The organism is Allotamlana fucoidanivorans, assembly GCF_006265225.1.
GTDB lineage: Bacteria > Bacteroidota > Bacteroidia > Flavobacteriales > Flavobacteriaceae > Allotamlana > Allotamlana fucoidanivorans.
Window position 1 is genome coordinate 72,620 of the sequence record NZ_VDCS01000010.1, and the last position, 17,386, is coordinate 90,005.

A 17,386-nucleotide genomic window follows, 5' to 3' on the forward strand; every position below is an offset into this window, starting at 1 on the left:
GCAAATTTACAACTAATAAGTTATATGTTAAAACCTAATTCGAACGAAATAATTAACTATTTATCAATTAGTTGTGTTGTTTTTTTGCTTTTATCCTGTGGAAAGAAGACTAAACTAAATAGAGACCATTTAGTTTTTAGGTATAATGAATATGCCAATATTAACACCTTAGATCCAGCTTTTTCAAGAACATTACAAGACAACAACGTGTGCAATCAATTGTTTAATGGCCTAGTTCAGCTTGATGATCAATTAAACATTCTACCCTGTATAGCAAAGCGTTGGTCCGTTTCTGAAGATGGATTAACCTACAACTTTGTATTACGGAATGATGTATACTTTCATAAGCATCCGCTACTAGGCAAAGACTCTACCAGAACTGTAACACCAACAGACTTTGAATATAGTTTTAACCGTTTGAGAGATAACGAACTAGCTGCTCCCGGAAGCTGGGTTTTAAACAAAGTAGATAATTTTAAAGCAATAAATGACTCAATTTTTGAAATCTATTTAAAACAACCTTTTCCTGCATTTATTGGCTTACTCACCATGAAATACTGCTCTGTAGTGCCTAAAGAAGTGGTAGAATATTATGGTATTGATTTCAGATCACATCCCGTTGGAACAGGTCCTTTTTATTTTAAGCGTTGGGAAGAAAATATTAAACTTGTTTTTAGGAGACATAAAAACTATTTTGAAAAGGACGCAAACGGGCAAGCATTGCCCTATTTAGAAGCTGTAGCAGTAACCTTTTTACCCGATAAACAGAGTGAATTTCTTCAATTTGCACAAGGTAATATTGATTACCTCTCAGGTCTAGATGCTTCGTATAAAGATGAACTCCTTACCGCCGATGGCCAATTAAGACGTAAATACAGTAATGCTGTAAACATTATAAAAGGCCCATATTTAAACACAGAATATCTTGGTTTTTATCTAGATTCTGAAACCCCTGAAATACAATCAGAAGCCATTAGAAAAGCCATAAATTATGGTTTTAATCGTAAAAAAATGATAACCTATTTGCGCAATGGCATTGGCAATCCTGCTCAAGGCGGCTTCATTCCTCTGGGTCTTCCTGGTTATTCAAAAACAAATGGATTTGCCTACAACCCACAATTAGCAAAGCAATTAGTTGAAACGTTTAAAACCGAAAGCGGTATATCCCACCCTGAAATCACATTGGTAACCACCAGTAATTACCTTAGTTTTTGTGAATTTATTCAGCGTGAAATGGAAAAAGCCGGATTAAAGATGCATATTGATGTCATGCCAGAGGCTTCTTTACGGTCTGCTCGGTCAAATGGAAAAGTAGATATGTTTCGTAGCTCATGGATAGCCGATTATTTAGATGCCGAAAACTATCTTTCTATTTTTTATAGTAAAAATTTTGCCCCAGGCGGTTCCAACTACTTTCATTATAATAATAAACAGTTTGATTCGCTCTATAATCATGCATTCACCATTACTGATATAGAAAAGCGAAAACATCTTTATACAAAAATGGATTCTTTAGCTATGGATAAAGCCTTAATGGTACCTTTATACTATGATGAAGTTGTGCGGTTTACTCAAAAAAATGTGAAGGGATTAGGCGTAAACCCGATTAATCTTTTAGATTTAAAACGTGTACAGAAGGATACTTCTGTTTCTTTTCCAAAATCACACCCTTAACAATAAGTAACATAGCAAGTCCGTAAAAAAACATAATGATTGTATCTTGAAAAGGCACATCTCCCCTAAATGTCTTTATCACCATGACCCCTTCTGAAATAAAAAAGCAGATTACACCATAAAACACAAATTTATAACTCGCATCATTCACACTACCCTTTCTTAAATAAGTAAGTTGAAACATAAGCAATGAGATGAAATAACTAATTATTACGGGTAAAAAAAATGCATTTAAATAATCATAAACATAGCTTACTATAGCTAAAGTGTAAAGAAAAATGACTATTGAAAAAGGAATTAACCGAGATACCCTAAAATCATTCTTATTAGAAAACCTAAAACTAAAAAATAATTTACCTAAGGTAAATAAAAGCAAACTTAAACCAAGACAAACTACATTTTCATGTGATATTATAAGCATATCTCCCAGAAAAAAGACACTCAAACCCAGAAACATCCACCAAAAATTACGCTTATTATCCTCTTCCTGATGTGTTAAATAAAACACAATAAGCAGCAGTATCACAGGGGCTTTAGAGATATATCTAAATGGAAATATAGGACAGTATAGTTTTACGAAAATATCTATAACCAGTACAAATAAAAACACAAAAGTAAACTTTTGTTTATTGCTAATTAAGGCATTCATAGCGTGTTTTTGGGGCTTTCTCAAAGCTAAATACAGCTTCAAATCTAGGTCGAAATATAAAAATTATTTCAGAATTAAACCTATACACATGAGATTTTGAACACACCACATATTAATTATGCAGAAACCTCATTAAATAAGCGCTTAAAATGTAAATTATTTATAATCTATATAGCGTAAAAAAATGTATTTTTGCGTTTTCTTAAACACACACAAATCAATACATAATGATTCATTTCTTTGGAAACGTTAATAGCAAAGTATTTGCTGTTCAAACAACAAAAGAATTATCAACAGAAACTATTTCAAAATTAACATGGCTTTTTGGCAATCAACCTAAGTTAGAGCAAGCATCATTGGATGCTTTTTTTGTTGGTCCTCGCGCTGCTATGATTACCCCTTGGAGTACCAATGCCGTTGAAATTACTCAAAACATGGGGATTCAAGGCATTATTAGAATTGAAGCGTTTGAAGTGGTGGCAGAAGATTTCAAAGATTTTGACCCCATGATTTCTGAAAAATTTAACGGCTTAAATCAAGATTCTTTTACTATTAACATTGAACCAGAACCCATTCTTGATATTAAAGATATTGCCGCCTACAACATTCAGGAAGGTCTTTCTTTAAGTGATGAAGAGGTAGACTATTTAGAAAATGTTTCTAAGAAAATTGGGCGTCCTTTAACCGATTCTGAGGTTTTCGGATTTTCACAAGTAAATAGTGAGCACTGTCGCCACAAAATTTTCAACGGAACCTTTGTTATTGACGGTGAAGAAAAACCAACCTCATTATTCAAATTAATCAGAAAAACATCTGAAACTAATCCAAACTCTATTGTTTCAGCCTATAAAGATAACGTAGCCTTTATTGAAGGCCCAAAAGTAGAACAATTTGCTCCTAAACGTGCCGATGTTCCTGATTTTTACACCACTAAAGATTTTGATTCTGTTATTTCATTAAAAGCAGAAACCCACAACTTCCCAACAACAGTAGAGCCTTTTAACGGAGCCGCAACGGGTTCTGGGGGTGAAATTCGTGATCGTTTAGCTGGAGGAAAAGGATCCCTTCCATTAGCTGGAACAGCTGTTTATATGACATCTTACTCCCGTTTAGAAGAAAACAGACCATGGGAAAAAGCGGTTGAAGAACGCGATTGGTTATACCAAACCCCCATGGATATTTTAATAAAAGCGTCAAATGGTGCTTCAGATTTCGGGAACAAATTTGGGCAACCCTTAATCTGTGGTTCTGTATTAACTTTTGAACATGAAGAAGATGCACGCAAACTTGGTTTTGATAAAGTTATCATGCAAGCTGGCGGAATTGGTTATGGTAAAAAAGAACAAGCTTTAAAAGACACCCCAAAAACAGGTGATAAAATTGTTATTCTAGGTGGTGAAAACTACCGTATTGGGATGGGCGGCGCTGCCGTATCAAGTGCCGATACTGGTGAATTTGCTTCAGGTATCGAATTAAATGCGGTGCAACGTTCTAACCCCGAAATGCAAAAACGTGCTGCTAATGCGGTTCGTGGGATGGTAGAAAGCGATGACAACTTTATCGTTTCTATTCATGATCATGGGGCAGGCGGACACTTAAACTGTTTATCAGAATTGGTGGAAGATACTGGTGGAAAAATTGATTTAGATGCGCTTCCTGTTGGAGACCCAACACTTTCAGACAAAGAAATTATTGGTAACGAATCTCAAGAACGTATGGGATTGGTTATTGGTGAAAAACATATTGAAACATTACAACGTATTGCTGAGCGCGAGCGCTCGCCAATGTACACGGTAGGTGATGTAACAGGAGATGACCGATTTACGTTTGAATCAAAATCAAACGGTCGCAAGCCCATGGATTTAGCCATGGAAGATATGTTTGGCAGCTCGCCAAAAACAGTCATGACAGACAAAACAGTTAACAGAAATTATAGTGATGTAAGTTATATTTCTAATAAATTCTATGATTACTTAGATCAGGTTTTACAACTGGAAGCCGTAGCTTGTAAAGATTGGTTAACCAATAAAGTAGACCGCTGTGTTGGTGGTAAAGTTGCTAAACAACAATGTGTTGGACCATTACAACTACCTCTTAACAATGTTGGGGTTATGGCGTTAGACTTTAAAGGTAAAGAAGGTATTGCAACCTCTATTGGGCACTCCCCTATTTCTGGTTTAATTAACCCAGTGGCAGGTAGTAGAAACTCTATTACGGAGTCGTTAACCAATATTATCTGGGCTCCGTTAAAAGACGGATTACAATCGGTATCCCTTTCTGCAAACTGGATGTGGCCTTGTAAAAATGAAGGTGAAGATGCCCGTTTATACGAAGCTGTTGAAGCCGTTTCTGAATTTGCTATCGACTTAGGTATCAATGTCCCAACGGGTAAAGATTCCTTATCAATGAAGCAAAAGTATCCGAATGAAGATGTTATTGCGCCTGGTACGGTTATCATTTCGGCTGCAGGTAGCTGTAACGACATTAATAAAGTGGTAGAACCAGTATTTAAAAAACAGGCAGGTGCTATTTACTACATCAACATTTCTCAGGATAGTTTTAAACTTGGTGGAAGTTCATTTGCTCAGGTTATTAATAAAATAGGTAAAGATGCACCGAATATAAATGATGCCACTTATGTAAAAACCGTTTTCAATACCATTCAAAATTTAATTAAACACGAACAAATTGTTGCTGGTCATGACGTCGCTTCCGGTGGATTAGTGACTACTTTATTAGAAATGTGTTTTGCTGATACGCATACAGGAGCCGAGTTAGATATAACAGCTTTAGCTGAAAAAGATTCGTTTAAAGTTTTATTTGCCGAAAATGCAGGTATCGTTATTCAAGCGAAAGATACCTCCGTAGAAAAAGTTTTATCTGAAGCCAGTATTGAATTTTTCAATATCGGTAAAGTGACTGATTCTGATACGCTAAGCATTATTAACGGAACAGAAGTATTTACCATGATGGTATCTCGTTTGCGTGATGTTTGGTACAAAACCTCATACTTATTAGACCAAAAACAAACGGCAAACGGATTAGCACAAGATCGTTTTGATAATTATAAAAATCAACCACTTCAGTATATCTTCCCTAAACATTTTACAGGAAAGCGTCCTGAATTAAATAGCAAAAGACCAAAAGCTGCTATATTACGTGAAAAGGGAAGTAACTCAGAACGTGAAATGGCAAATGCTATGTATTTAGCTGGTTTTGATGTAAAAGACGTACATATGACCGATTTAATTTCTGGTCGTGAAACTCTTGAAGATATTCAGTTTTTAGGAGCTGTGGGAGGCTTCTCTAATTCAGACGTTTTAGGTTCTGCTAAAGGTTGGGCTGGTGCCATTAAGTACAACGAAAAGGCCAATAAAGCTATTCAGGATTTCTTTAACAGAGAAGACACCTTATCGATTGGAATTTGTAATGGCTGTCAACTGTTTATGGAGTTGGAAGAAATTAACCCAGACCACAAAGTGCATGGAAAAATGCTTCATAACGATTCTCATAAACACGAAAGTTCATTTACTTCTGTAAAAATTCAGGAAAACAACTCCATTATGCTTTCAACATTGGCTGGTAGTACTTTAGGGGTTTGGATTTCGCATGGCGAAGGTAAATTTAGCCTTCCTTACGGTGAAGATCAATATCATATAGTGGCTAAATATGGTTACGAAGGGTATCCGCATAATCCTAATGGATCAGATTTTAACACCGCTATGATGTGTGATAAAACAGGGCGTCACTTAGTAACTATGCCGCATATTGAGCGTTCTACCTTCCAATGGAACTGGGCTAATTACCCTGATGGCAGACAAGACGACGTAACTCCTTGGTTAGAAGCTTTTGTTAATGCCAGACTTTGGATAGAAAAGCACTAAACCAACAATCTATATTTTAGAAAAAGCCTTTATAAAAAAGGCTTTTTTTATTTGATTATATTTTGATATTTTTCTTTCATGAAAGAAAACATCTTGAAAATCCTACTTTTTTGCTCTTGCTTTTACCTAACAGTGAAATCAAATGCATATTCAGCAAATAAAGTCACGCGTTACTTTTTTAAAAACGGTAATATTTCCATTGAAGAATGGTACGGAACAGACGATAAAATTGATAGCCTAAAAACATATTATAAAAGTGGCTCACTAAACGAAATTTATTATTACAAGAAAGGCATGCTGAATGGTTTAGGGTATAGCTTTGACAAAACAGGTAAAAAAACCACCACATGGGAATTTAAAAAAGGAAGAACCATTAAACGTCTTAATCACACTTTAAGCTTTGATAATTTAACTGAACCAGCTGTTAAACGTCTTTTTGATAAACTTAGTGAGTTAAACAAGGTAATATTAGATAATGCCGAAAATCATGAGGCTCGTTTGAGAAGAGCTCAGATTAGAATGGAACTTGGTAATAAGGTTTTAGCTTTAGATGATTTTTTAGACTTGAAGATCAATTTTATTGGCTAAAAAAGTCAGGATATACTCTTAAAAAAGATTTTTTAGCCGCTTTTTATGGTAACCTCGGACAAGTTTATTCCATGTTAGAACAGCCTGATAAAGCCTTACACTATCAATACAAAAATTTGTTATTAACTTCCGAGGAAATCAAGACAAAAAAGGATGAAGTGAGACACATGGTTTCTACTTACAATTTGGGTTCATCATTATATAATATGGAAGCCTACAGGCTTTCGCTTCATTATTTAAATATCGTTTTAAAAAAATGGAAAAAACATGGTTTTGCGAACCGAACAATTGCAGCTGTATACACCGACTTAGGTATGTTTAAACAAGCACTAATTCATGCAGAAACTGCTTTTCCAAAGGAAGATACCATAAATGCACATAGCTATAAAAACCAACAAAAGATCTCAGGACAATAAGAGGGTGGTTATATTATAAAACTGGTGATACAGATAAGGACATTATCGATTTGACGGAAGCCGTTGAAATAAACCTAAAAATGCTTATGCACACAGATACTTGGGAGTTATTTATCATGACCTAGGAAATCATAAATTGGCTTGTAAACACCTACAAAAAGCTAAAAGTTTACATTATGAGGATTATAAAGACGCAAATAATTTAGACATATATATAAAAGGTTCTTGTGATAATGAACCTGTCGAAATTGAAGAAAATAACACCTATGCTAAATTACTAAAAGCCCCGTACATCTCGCCAAACCCAACCAAAGAACAATTTTCAGTTAAAAACTTACCGTTTGAGGTGTTCAACTATACTATTCATGATATGTTTTCCAAGAAAGTTTTACAAGGGCAAACAACAGACAATACTATTAATATCTCAAGATTACCCAGCAGAGTATATTACGTACATATTGTTCAAGATGAACTAAATCAAAAACTCCTTTTAATTAAAGAGTAAAGTTTTTCATTACTTTATAAAAGCGAAAAACACTTTGCATATTAAAAAGCAAAGTGTTTTTCTATTTAATCAAACCAACCAAAAAAACGTTATGCAAACTTCAACTTCTTATTCGCCGCTTCCGTTTTTAAATTCATCTTTTTATATGCTTTGACCACTGTTATTTTCATTAATATTGAAACTATTAATGCTATAACAAATAAGCCAGCAAATACATGTAATGTTGTATCTAATGATCCTGTGGCATTTTTTACCATGTCATAAATAGTAGGACCTACTACACCTGCTAATCCCCAAGCGGCCAATACCATACCATGAATGGCTCCCAATTGTTTTGTTCCAAACAAATCACCCAAGAAAGCGGGCAATGTAGCAAAACCACCACCATACATAGTAATTACGGTAAATAATACAATTAAGAACGCTAGTTCCATTGTAATTTCTGGTAAGAAATAAAAGGCTAATATTTGAAATCCGAAGAAAATAATAAAGGTATTGGCTCTACCAAGATAATCAGAAAGTGTAGACCACATAATTCTTCCTAAACCATTAAACACCCCTATTAAACCAACTATACCCGCAGCTTCCATTGGTGTATAATTTAGTTTTTCCTGCATCATTGGGCTCGCGGCCGAAATAATAGCAATACCACAAGAAATATTAATAAACATCATAATCCAGATATAATAAAAACGTGGTGTTTTAAGAGACGCGTTAGCATCAATATTAGCCATATCGGCTTTAATGGTTTTCCCTTCACCAGGTTTAAATCCTTCTGGCATATACCCTTCTGGAGGTCTTTCAATATATCTTGCTGAAGATAAAATTAAAATCATATAAATAATACCTAGAATATAAAATGCGTTTGAAACACCAACAGAATCAAACAAAGATTGCATTACTGGGCCAAATATTAAGGCCGCAAAACCAAAGCCCATGATAGCCATACCAGTTGCCAATCCTCTTCTGTCTGGAAACCATTTTACTAACGTACTTACAGGAGTGATATACCCTAGACCTAAACCAATGCCTCCTATCACACCGTAACATAAATAGAACAAGGTTAATGATTCCAGTTGAACCGCGAACCCTGATCCTAAAATTCCAAAACCGTAAAATAATCCTGCTGTAGTTCCGCTTACTTTCGGCCCTACTTTCTCAACCCATCGTCCTAAAAAGGCTGCTGAAAGCCCCAGTAGTAAGATGGCTATTTTAAAAGCCCATTTTATAACACTTCCATCTACATCAAAAACATCTTTAACAGGGTTTGTCATAACAGAGTATGCATAAACAGAACCTATTGAAATATGTATTCCTACCGCAGAGGCAGCAATTAGCCATCTATTTTTTAGTTTTTTAGTTTTCATAATTTCATTAATTTTCGATGTTGTTTAGAACATCTTATTTAGTTAACCTTTACTTCTTTGAAGTAGTTTTTCAATATATTAACTGCTCCTTGAAGTTCTTCATCTGTATTTTCACGAGCATCTTTCAATTGATAATCCCAACCAAGGGTATCCCATTTATGAATCCCTAATTTATGATACGGTTGAATTTCAATTTTCTCTATAGTTTTATAATCTTTAAAATATTCACCTAGTGCGTGTAATAATTCTGGTTTGTTTGTAATCTCTGGAATTAAAACATACCGCAACCACATTGTTTTTCCTGATTGCTCTCTATGTTTTGCAAAATTGAATGTGGTTTCTTTATTACGCTGCCCAGTAATGTATTCATACCCTTCCTCTGTCATGTGCTTAATATCTAGCATAACCAAATCTGCATACTCATCAAGCAATTCAACAGCAAAGTGATTTAAAAGTCTACCGTTGGTATCAATATTAGTATGAATACCTTCTTCCTTTAATCGTTTAAAAAAAGGAATTAACTCCTTTGATTGCAGCAAAGGTTCTCCTCCCGAAACTGTTACACCTCCTTTTCTTCCAAAGTAAGGCTTCATCTTTACGGCCCGCTGTACTAAATCTTCAATATGGTATTCCTGCCCTCCTGTTGTATCAATTGTATCAGGGTTATGGCAGTACAAGCATTTTAATTTACAACCTTGTAAAAAAATTACAAATCTAATACCTGGACCATCGTGAGTTCCAAAGGACTCAATAGAGTGAACCCTTAATGTGTTGTCTTGAGTTTTGATAATATTCGTTTTTAAAATTAGCATCCGAAAATTAAGCTTTTAAACTTAATTTTCAGATGCATTCAAAATATTAATAAAACTACATGGATTCGTGGAAAGAACGTGTAATAACTTCCATTTGCTGCTCTCTTGTTAATCTAACAAAGTTTACAGCGTAACCAGAAACACGAATGGTTAATTGAGGATACTCTTCTGGGTGCTCCATAGCATCCATTAAAGTTTCTCTGTTTAGCACATTCACATTTAAGTGCTGTGCTTTTCTAGTGAAATAACCATCAATTATAGACACTAAATTTTCAATTCTATCAGTTTCATCAGATCCTAAAGATTTTGGTACCATTGAAAAGGTATTTGAAATACCATCTAAAGAATTTCTATAATCAATTTTAGATACTGAGTTTAAAGATGCTATAGCACCATTACAATCACGACCGTGCATTGGGTTTGCGCCTGGAGCAAAAGGAATACCATTGGCTCTACCATCTGGTGTAGCTCCTGTTTTCTTACCATAAGACACGTTTGATGTAATAGTTAATACAGATAGTGTAGGCTCTGCATCTTTATAAACTGGTAATTGTTTAAGCTCGTTATTAAAATCGGCAACGGCATTAGCAGCTAAAGCATCTACTCTATCATCATCATTACCATATTTAGGGAACTCGCCTTCAATTTTAAATTCTACAGATAAACCTTCTTCGTTTCTAATTGGTTTTACTTTAGCATATTTAATAGCTGACAATGAATCGGCCACAATTGATAAACCAGCAATACCGTAAGCTATGTTAATACTTGGGTTAGTATCTATTAAAGACATTTGCGCTTTTTCATAGTAGTACTTATCATGCATGTAGTGAATAATGTTCATAGAATCATTATAAACTCTTGCCACCTGCTTCATGGCAATTTTAAAGTTAGCCATAACTTTATCAAAGTCTAAGTACTGGCCTTCTAAAGGTTCAATACCTTCCACCATTAATGTTCCTGTATTTTCACAACGACCACCATTAATAGCTAACAATAACGTTTTTGCTAAGTTTGTTCTAGCCCCAAAGAACTGAATAGATTTACCTAAACTTTGGTAAGACACACAACATGCTATACCATAATCATCAGAACCACGCTCAGCTCTCATTAAGTTATCATTTTCAAACTGAATTGAAGAGGTGTCAATAGCTACTTTAGCACAGAAATCTTTAAAATTTTGCGGCAATTCTTGTGACCAAAGTACGGTCATATTTGGTTCTGGAGATGGCCCTAAGTTATAAAGTGTGTTTAAGAAACGGAAGGAAGTTTTAGTTACTTTAGTTCTTCCATCTTCAAACATCCCACCAATAGCTTCAGTAACCCAAGTAGGGTCTCCTGCAAAAATCTCATCGTAAGCACTCATTCTTAAGTGACGCACCATACGTAATTTCATCACGAACTGGTCAATGTACTCTTGTGCTTCTTCTTCGGTAATCAGACCTTCTTTTAAATCATTCTCAATATAGATATCTAAAAATGTAGACACATTACCTAAAGACATGGCTGCACCATCTTGTTCTTTAACAGCAGCTAAATACGCCATGTAAGTCCATTGCACGGCTTCACGAGCGTTTTCGGCAGGACGACTTAAATCTAAATCGTACTTAGCACCTAATTCAAGCATATCCTTCAATGCTTTTATTTGCTCTGACACTTCTTCACGTAAACGAATAACAGATTCTGTCATTGGCCCTGTGATATTTTCTAAATCCGCTTTTTTGTTTTCAATCAAAAAGTTGATGCCATATAATGCTACACGACGGTAATCACCAATAATTCTACCTCTAGCGTAGTTATCTGGCAGTCCTGTTAAGAACCCTAATGAGCGGTATTTTCTTATCTCAGAAGTATATGCATCAAAAACACCATCATTATGGGTTTTTACATATTTAGAGAACAGTTCAGTTAAATTTTCATTTGGTTTAACACCGTGTTCTGATAACGCTTTTTGTACCACTTTAAAACCACCAAATGGTTTCATGGCACGTTTTAATAACTCATCGGTTTGTAATCCTACAATAACTTCATTCTCCTTATCTATATACCCAGCAGCAAAAGCACTTACCGTTGAAATAGTATCTGTATCAACTGCACGAACGCCATTGCGATCTCTTTCTTCTTTGGTTGCAACTTTACAAACTTCCCATACTTTATTAGTTCGGTCACTTGGTCCTACTAAAAAGCTGTAATCTCCGTAATATGGTGTAATGTTATTAAATACGAAATCTCTAACATTGACTTGTTCAGTCCAAACACCGCCTTTAAATTGTTTTACTTCCATTTTTTTATGTATTAATATTTTGAAAAAATCCGTTTTATTTTACACTTACAAAGGTAGACTCGGATAAAGAAAATAAAACTGACAAAAGTCAGTAAACCACTGATTTTAAAAGTTTTTCATTTTAAAATAATTACGAAAACGTTTGAAATTTTACATCCAATTAACAATTACTTAACACTTTTAACTGAACTACTATGAAAAGGAAAAAATTTTAAGAATTTAATAAAACATTATGAGATTTTTTTAGGTAAAAATTAAGATATTCGTAAAAATTATAAAAAACACTACTAAATCTTTATACCTTCTTTTATCAGTTTATTTGAAAATCTTATTTAATTTCATAATTTGCAATACAGCAAAACATATTAATAGCTAATGATAGAAATAACTAGACTTTTTGATTTTCCTTACTATCAACTCGAAAATAAGCCTAATGAAGCTGCTTTGGTAACAAAGTATGACGGTGAATGGATTAAAACCTCTACTCAAGAATATATTGATAAAGCGAATGCTATAAGCAGGGCGCTTTTAAAATTAGGTGTAAAAAAGGACGATAAAATAGCAGTTATTTCATCAACAAACAGAACCGAATGGAATATAGTTGATGTTGGCGTGCTTCAACTTGGCGCGCAAAATGTTCCTATTTATCCAACAATTTCCCCTGATGATTATGCGTATATACTTAATCATAGTGAATCTATTTATTGCTTTGTTTCCGATGCAGAAGTGTTAGAAAAAGTAAATAAGGTAAAAGCTAAAACCAAATTAAAAGACGTTTACTCCTTTGATGAAATTAAAGGCTGTAAGCACTATTCTGAATTATTAGATTTAGGCAAAGACACAGATAATCAAGAGGCTGTAGAAACCAGAAAAAGAGAAGTAAAATCTACAGATTTAGCTACTATTATCTATACCTCAGGAACCACTGGAAAAGCCAAAGGTGTTATGCTTTCGCACTGGAATATTACAAGTAATGTTTTAGACAGTGTTCCAAGAGTACCCCTTAGAGGGTCTGAAACCAGAGTGCTAAGCTTTCTACCTATTTGTCACATTTTTGAGCGGGTTTTAATTTATGTTTATCAGCATGCAGGCACCTCAATTTACTATGCCGAAGCTCTTGATAAAATTGGTGAAAATGCCAAAGAGATAAAGCCAAACCTTATGAGTGTTGTGCCTAGACTTCTTGAAAAAGTTTATGATAAAATCATGGCTAAGGCGGCCGAGCTATCTGGCATAAAAAAAATGCTGTTCTACTGGGCTGTTAATTTAGGGGAACATTGGGAACCTTACAAAAAAAATGGTGCTTGGTACGAGTTCAAATTAGGTATAGCAAATAAGCTCATTTTTAGTAAGTGGCGCGAAGCTCTCGGCGGAGAACTTTACACAATGGTATCTGGAAGTGCTCCTTTACAACCTAGATTAGCCAGAATATTTGGAGCTGCTGGTATGCTTGTTATGGAGGGCTATGGCCTAACAGAGACGTCGCCTGTAATATCCGTAGGGTATTACAACGACAATATGTATAAGGTAGGTACAGTAGGAAAGCCTATTCGCAATGTTCAAGTAAAAATAGCAGACGATGGTGAAATTTTGATTAAGGGTCCTAATGTTATGTTAGGGTATTACAAGGATCCTGAAAAAACAGCTTCTGTCATGACAGGCGACTATTTTCACACAGGAGATAAAGGCGAAATTGATGCCGACGGTTTTTTAAAAATTACAGGACGCAAAAAAGAAATGTTTAAAACGTCTGGCGGAAAATACGTAATTCCTACGCTTCTTGAAAATGAATTAAAACAATCTCGCTTTATAGAACAAGTCATGGTCATTGGTGAGGGTGAAAAAATGCCTGCTGCCCTAATACAAGTTAACTTTGAATTTGTGCATGAATGGGTAGAGCGCAAACACCATCCCATTGAAGACTCTCATGACGCTATTTCAAACTCAGAAATTGTGCAAAAAAGAATTCAGCAAGAAATAGACAAATGCAACACGAAATTTGGAAAATGGGAACAAATAAAATTATTCCGATTAACTCCTGAAGTATGGTCAATAGATTCAGGACACCTTACGCCTACCTTGAAAATGCGGCGGTCAATTATTCTAGAAAAATATAAAGACCTTATTGAAGACATTTACCGTCCCGTTTCATAAAATTCTCTAAAGGTTTTTTACAGCATTTTTTATGATGTTTTAGTAAAATTTGTTATGCGCGCATAACAAATTTTACTATATTTGAGAAAATCAACTAAAATGAAAGATAAAACCATAGATTACATGCTACGCACCACATGGCTGGCAGTACAAAAAATGTATAATGAAGAAGCCGCCAAATTTGACAGCACCATGGCCACAGGTTTTACACTTTTAAGCATTGATCCTGAAAAAGGAACGCCATCTACAGCATTAGGACCTAAAATGGGCATGGAAGCGACAAGCTTATCAAGAATATTAAAGGCAATGGAGAAAAGAGGACTCATTGAACGAAAACCAAACCCCGAAGACGGGCGTGGTGTTCTCATCTGTTTAACCCCATTTGGTCTTGAAAAAAGAGATCTTTCCAGAGAACGTGTACTCACTTTTAATGATGCTATTAAGCAACATGTATCTGAAGAGCAATTAGCACATTTTTATGACGTTTCTGAAGTTATTTTAGATAGAGTTTGTAACAAAAAAATATACAATCAAAACGATTAGTAAAACACAACATGAATAAAAGAAGAATAAAAAAAATTGCCATTATTGGCTCAGGCATCATGGGAAGCGGTATAGCCTGCCATTTTGCAAATATTGGTGTAGATGTTCTACTTCTTGATATTGTTCCCAGAGAATTAACCGAAAATGAAAAAGAAAAAGGTTTAAGCTTAAACGATAAGGTTGTTAGGAACCGTCTTGTAAATGATGCCTTAACAATTGCTTTAAAACAAAAGCCTTCCCCTATTTACCATCAAAAGTTTGCCAACAGAATTACAACTGGAAATCTAGAAGATGACATTAGTAAAGTGGCTCATGTTGATTGGATTATGGAAGTTGTTGTTGAACGCTTAGACATAAAAAAACAGGTATTTGAAAACCTTGAAAAGTATAGAACCCCAGGCACACTCATTACTAGTAATACTTCTGGCATACCCATTAAATTTATGAGTGAAGGCCGTAGTGAAGATTTTCAAAAGCATTTTTGTGGCACACACTTTTTTAACCCAGCCCGTTATTTAAAACTCTTTGAAATTATTCCTGGTCCAAAAACCGATACTTCTGTATTAGAGTTTTTAAGTGACTATGGTGAAAAATTCTTAGGAAAAACAGTGGTTATAGCTAAAGATACCCCGGCATTTATAGGCAATCGTATAGGGATATTTAGCATAATGAGTTTATTCCATACCGTAAAAGATATGGGTTTAACCATTGAACAGGTTGATAAACTTACTGGCCCCGTTATTGGTAGACCTAAATCAGCAACCTTTAGAACTGTAGATGTTGTTGGATTAGATACTTTGGTTCATGTAGCCAATGGTATTGCCGAAAATTGCAAAACAGATGAACAGTTAGAACTATTCAAACTACCAGATTTTATTAGTACTATGGTAGTAAACAAATGGTTTGGCAGTAAAACGGGACAAGGTTTTTACAAAAAACAAGTTTCTCCTGATGGTAAAAAAGAAATCCTCTCTTTAGATTTAGATACACTGGAATACCGTTCATCTAAAAAGGCAAAATTTGCTACGTTAGAATTAACAAAACCTATTGATAAAGTTATTGATCGTTTTAAAGTACTCATTTCAGGAAAAGACAAAGCTGGTGAATTTTATAGAAAAACATTTGCTGCTCTATTTGCCTATGTATCGCATCGCATTCCTGAAATTTCAGATGACCTTTATAAGATTGATGATGCCATGAAAGCTGGTTTTGGTTGGGAGCATGGTCCTTTTCAAATTTGGGACGCTATCGGCGTTTCTAAAGGTTTAGAATTGATTGAATCCGAAGAGTTATCTGTAGCTACATGGGTAAAAGATATGGTTGCTTCCGAAATTGAATCCTTCTACACTGTTAAACAAGGAGCAACTTACACATATAATATACCAAGCAAAACATACGAGAAAAAACCAGGACAAGATGCTTTCATTATATTAGACAACATCCGAAAAACAAACGAAGTATTTAAAAATGCTGGTGTTGTTATTGAAGACTTAGGTGATGGTATATTAAACTGCGAATTCCAATCTAAAATGAACACCATAGGTGGTGATGTATTAGCTGGATTAAATAAAGCCATAGATATTGCAGAAAGAGATTTCGAGGGGTTAGTAGTTGGTAACCAAGGTGCCAATTTCTCAGTTGGGGCCAATATTGGCATGATTTTCATGATGGCTGTTGAACAAGAATATGATGAGCTCAATGCGGCCATAAAATACTTCCAAGACACCATGATGCGCATGCGCTACTCTGCAATTCCTACGGTATCTGCACCTCATGGTATGTCCCTCGGGGGAGCTTGCGAGCTTTCCATGCATGCAGATAAGGTTGTAGCAGCAGCAGAAACTTATATGGGACTTGTTGAGTTTGGTGTTGGTGTAATACCAGGGGGTGGTGGCTCAAAAGAAATGGCTTTACGTGCTTCAGACACCTTTAGAAAAGGGGATGTAGAACTCAATATTTTACAAGAATACTTCCTAACCATTGGTATGGCAAAAGTAGCCACCTCAGCTTATGAAGCCTTTGATTTAGGTGTACTTCAAAAAGGAAAAGACCTTGTTGTTGTCAATAAAGACCGACAGATTGCAACGGCTAAAGCTCATGCTAAATTAATGGCAGATGCCGGTTATACAATGCCTGTAAAACGTAAGGACGTTAAGGTATTAGGAAAACAAGCACTTGGTATGTTTTTAGTAGGCACTGATTCTATGGAAGCAGCTAATTATATTAGCGAACACGATCAAAAAATTGCCAATAAACTAGCCTATGTCATGGCCGGAGGTGATTTATCAGAACCTACTTTAGTAACCGAACAGTACTTGCTAGACATAGAACGAGAAGCCTTTTTAAGCTTATGTACAGAGCGTAAAACTCTAGAGCGTATTCAATACATGTTAAAAACTGGAAAACCATTACGGAACTAGTTACTAAGCTTTAAGACCTATGCTCTAAGCAATAGGCGAGATTTATTTTAAATATTTGAGCTTAAAGCATATAGCTTAAAGCCTAAAAGCATA

General features: G+C 35.1%; 12 protein-coding genes. 8 read left to right on the plus strand and 4 right to left on the minus strand.

Going from position 1 to position 17,386, the window contains the following annotated elements; genetic code table 11:
* The first annotated feature begins 24 nt into the window (after window positions 1–24).
* On the plus strand, window positions 25–1,674 hold the full coding sequence (locus FGF67_RS11215; RefSeq protein ID WP_139697787.1) for an ABC transporter substrate-binding protein: 1,650 nt from the start codon (window positions 25–27) through the stop codon (window positions 1,672–1,674).
* Here the strand turns inward: FGF67_RS11215 and FGF67_RS11220 are convergent.
* A complete protein-coding gene (locus FGF67_RS11220; protein ID WP_139697788.1) occupies window positions 1,607–2,323 on the minus strand; it encodes a lysoplasmalogenase family protein in 717 nt (238 codons plus the stop codon). The two genes, FGF67_RS11215 and FGF67_RS11220, sit on opposite strands and share 68 nt — an antisense overlap.
* A gap of 227 nt (window positions 2,324–2,550) precedes the next feature.
* Here FGF67_RS11220 and purL point away from each other — a divergent pair, with 227 nt between their 5' ends.
* The 4 genes from purL (at window position 2,551) to FGF67_RS11240 (ending at window position 7,716) form a co-directional block, all read left to right on the plus strand.
* Window positions 2,551–6,207 carry a phosphoribosylformylglycinamidine synthase gene (gene purL, locus FGF67_RS11225; protein WP_139697789.1) on the plus strand — a complete coding sequence of 1,219 codons (3,657 nt, stop codon included), beginning with the start codon at window positions 2,551–2,553 and terminating at the stop codon, window positions 6,205–6,207.
* A gap of 132 nt (window positions 6,208–6,339) precedes the next feature.
* Window positions 6,340–6,795, plus strand: coding sequence for a toxin-antitoxin system YwqK family antitoxin (locus FGF67_RS11230; protein ID WP_139697790.1), 456 nt, complete (start codon window positions 6,340–6,342; stop codon window positions 6,793–6,795).
* Window positions 6,796–6,866: 71 nt separating this feature from the next.
* The gene (locus tag FGF67_RS11235; protein WP_139697791.1) at window positions 6,867–7,211 is read left to right on the plus strand and encodes a hypothetical protein; all 345 of its coding nucleotides are present in this window, start codon (window positions 6,867–6,869) and stop codon (window positions 7,209–7,211) included.
* A 100-nt stretch (window positions 7,212–7,311) separates the two neighbouring features.
* Entirely contained in the window at window positions 7,312–7,716 is a 405-nt protein-coding gene (locus FGF67_RS11240; protein ID WP_139697792.1) for a T9SS type A sorting domain-containing protein, read from the plus strand.
* Window positions 7,717–7,805: 89 nt separating this feature from the next.
* Here the strand turns inward: FGF67_RS11240 and FGF67_RS11245 are convergent, their stop codons facing one another.
* Genes FGF67_RS11245 through pflB form a run of 3 tightly spaced genes read right to left on the minus strand, consistent with a single transcriptional unit; the run spans window position 7,806 to window position 12,176 of the window.
* A complete protein-coding gene (locus FGF67_RS11245; RefSeq protein WP_139697793.1) occupies window positions 7,806–9,083 on the minus strand; it encodes an L-lactate MFS transporter in 1,278 nt (425 codons plus the stop codon).
* A gap of 38 nt (window positions 9,084–9,121) precedes the next feature.
* The gene (pflA, locus tag FGF67_RS11250; protein WP_139697794.1) at window positions 9,122–9,895 is read right to left on the minus strand and encodes a pyruvate formate-lyase-activating protein; all 774 of its coding nucleotides are present in this window, start codon (window positions 9,893–9,895) and stop codon (window positions 9,122–9,124) included.
* Window positions 9,896–9,950: 55 nt separating this feature from the next.
* Window positions 9,951–12,176, minus strand: coding sequence for a formate C-acetyltransferase (pflB, locus tag FGF67_RS11255; protein WP_139697795.1), 2,226 nt, complete (start codon window positions 12,174–12,176; stop codon window positions 9,951–9,953).
* A gap of 375 nt (window positions 12,177–12,551) precedes the next feature.
* Between pflB and FGF67_RS11260 the strand changes: the two genes are divergently transcribed.
* The 3 genes from FGF67_RS11260 (at window position 12,552) to FGF67_RS11270 (ending at window position 17,293) form a co-directional block, all read left to right on the plus strand.
* Window positions 12,552–14,330, plus strand: a complete 1,779-nt coding sequence (locus tag FGF67_RS11260) for an AMP-dependent synthetase/ligase (RefSeq protein ID WP_139697797.1) — start codon at window positions 12,552–12,554, stop codon at window positions 14,328–14,330.
* Window positions 14,331–14,429: 99 nt separating this feature from the next.
* Window positions 14,430–14,873 carry a MarR family winged helix-turn-helix transcriptional regulator gene (locus FGF67_RS11265; protein WP_139697799.1) on the plus strand — a complete coding sequence of 148 codons (444 nt, stop codon included), beginning with the start codon at window positions 14,430–14,432 and terminating at the stop codon, window positions 14,871–14,873.
* Window positions 14,874–14,884: 11 nt separating this feature from the next.
* A complete protein-coding gene (locus FGF67_RS11270; RefSeq protein WP_139697801.1) occupies window positions 14,885–17,293 on the plus strand; it encodes a 3-hydroxyacyl-CoA dehydrogenase/enoyl-CoA hydratase family protein in 2,409 nt (802 codons plus the stop codon).
* Window positions 17,294–17,386 lie beyond the last annotated feature (93 nt).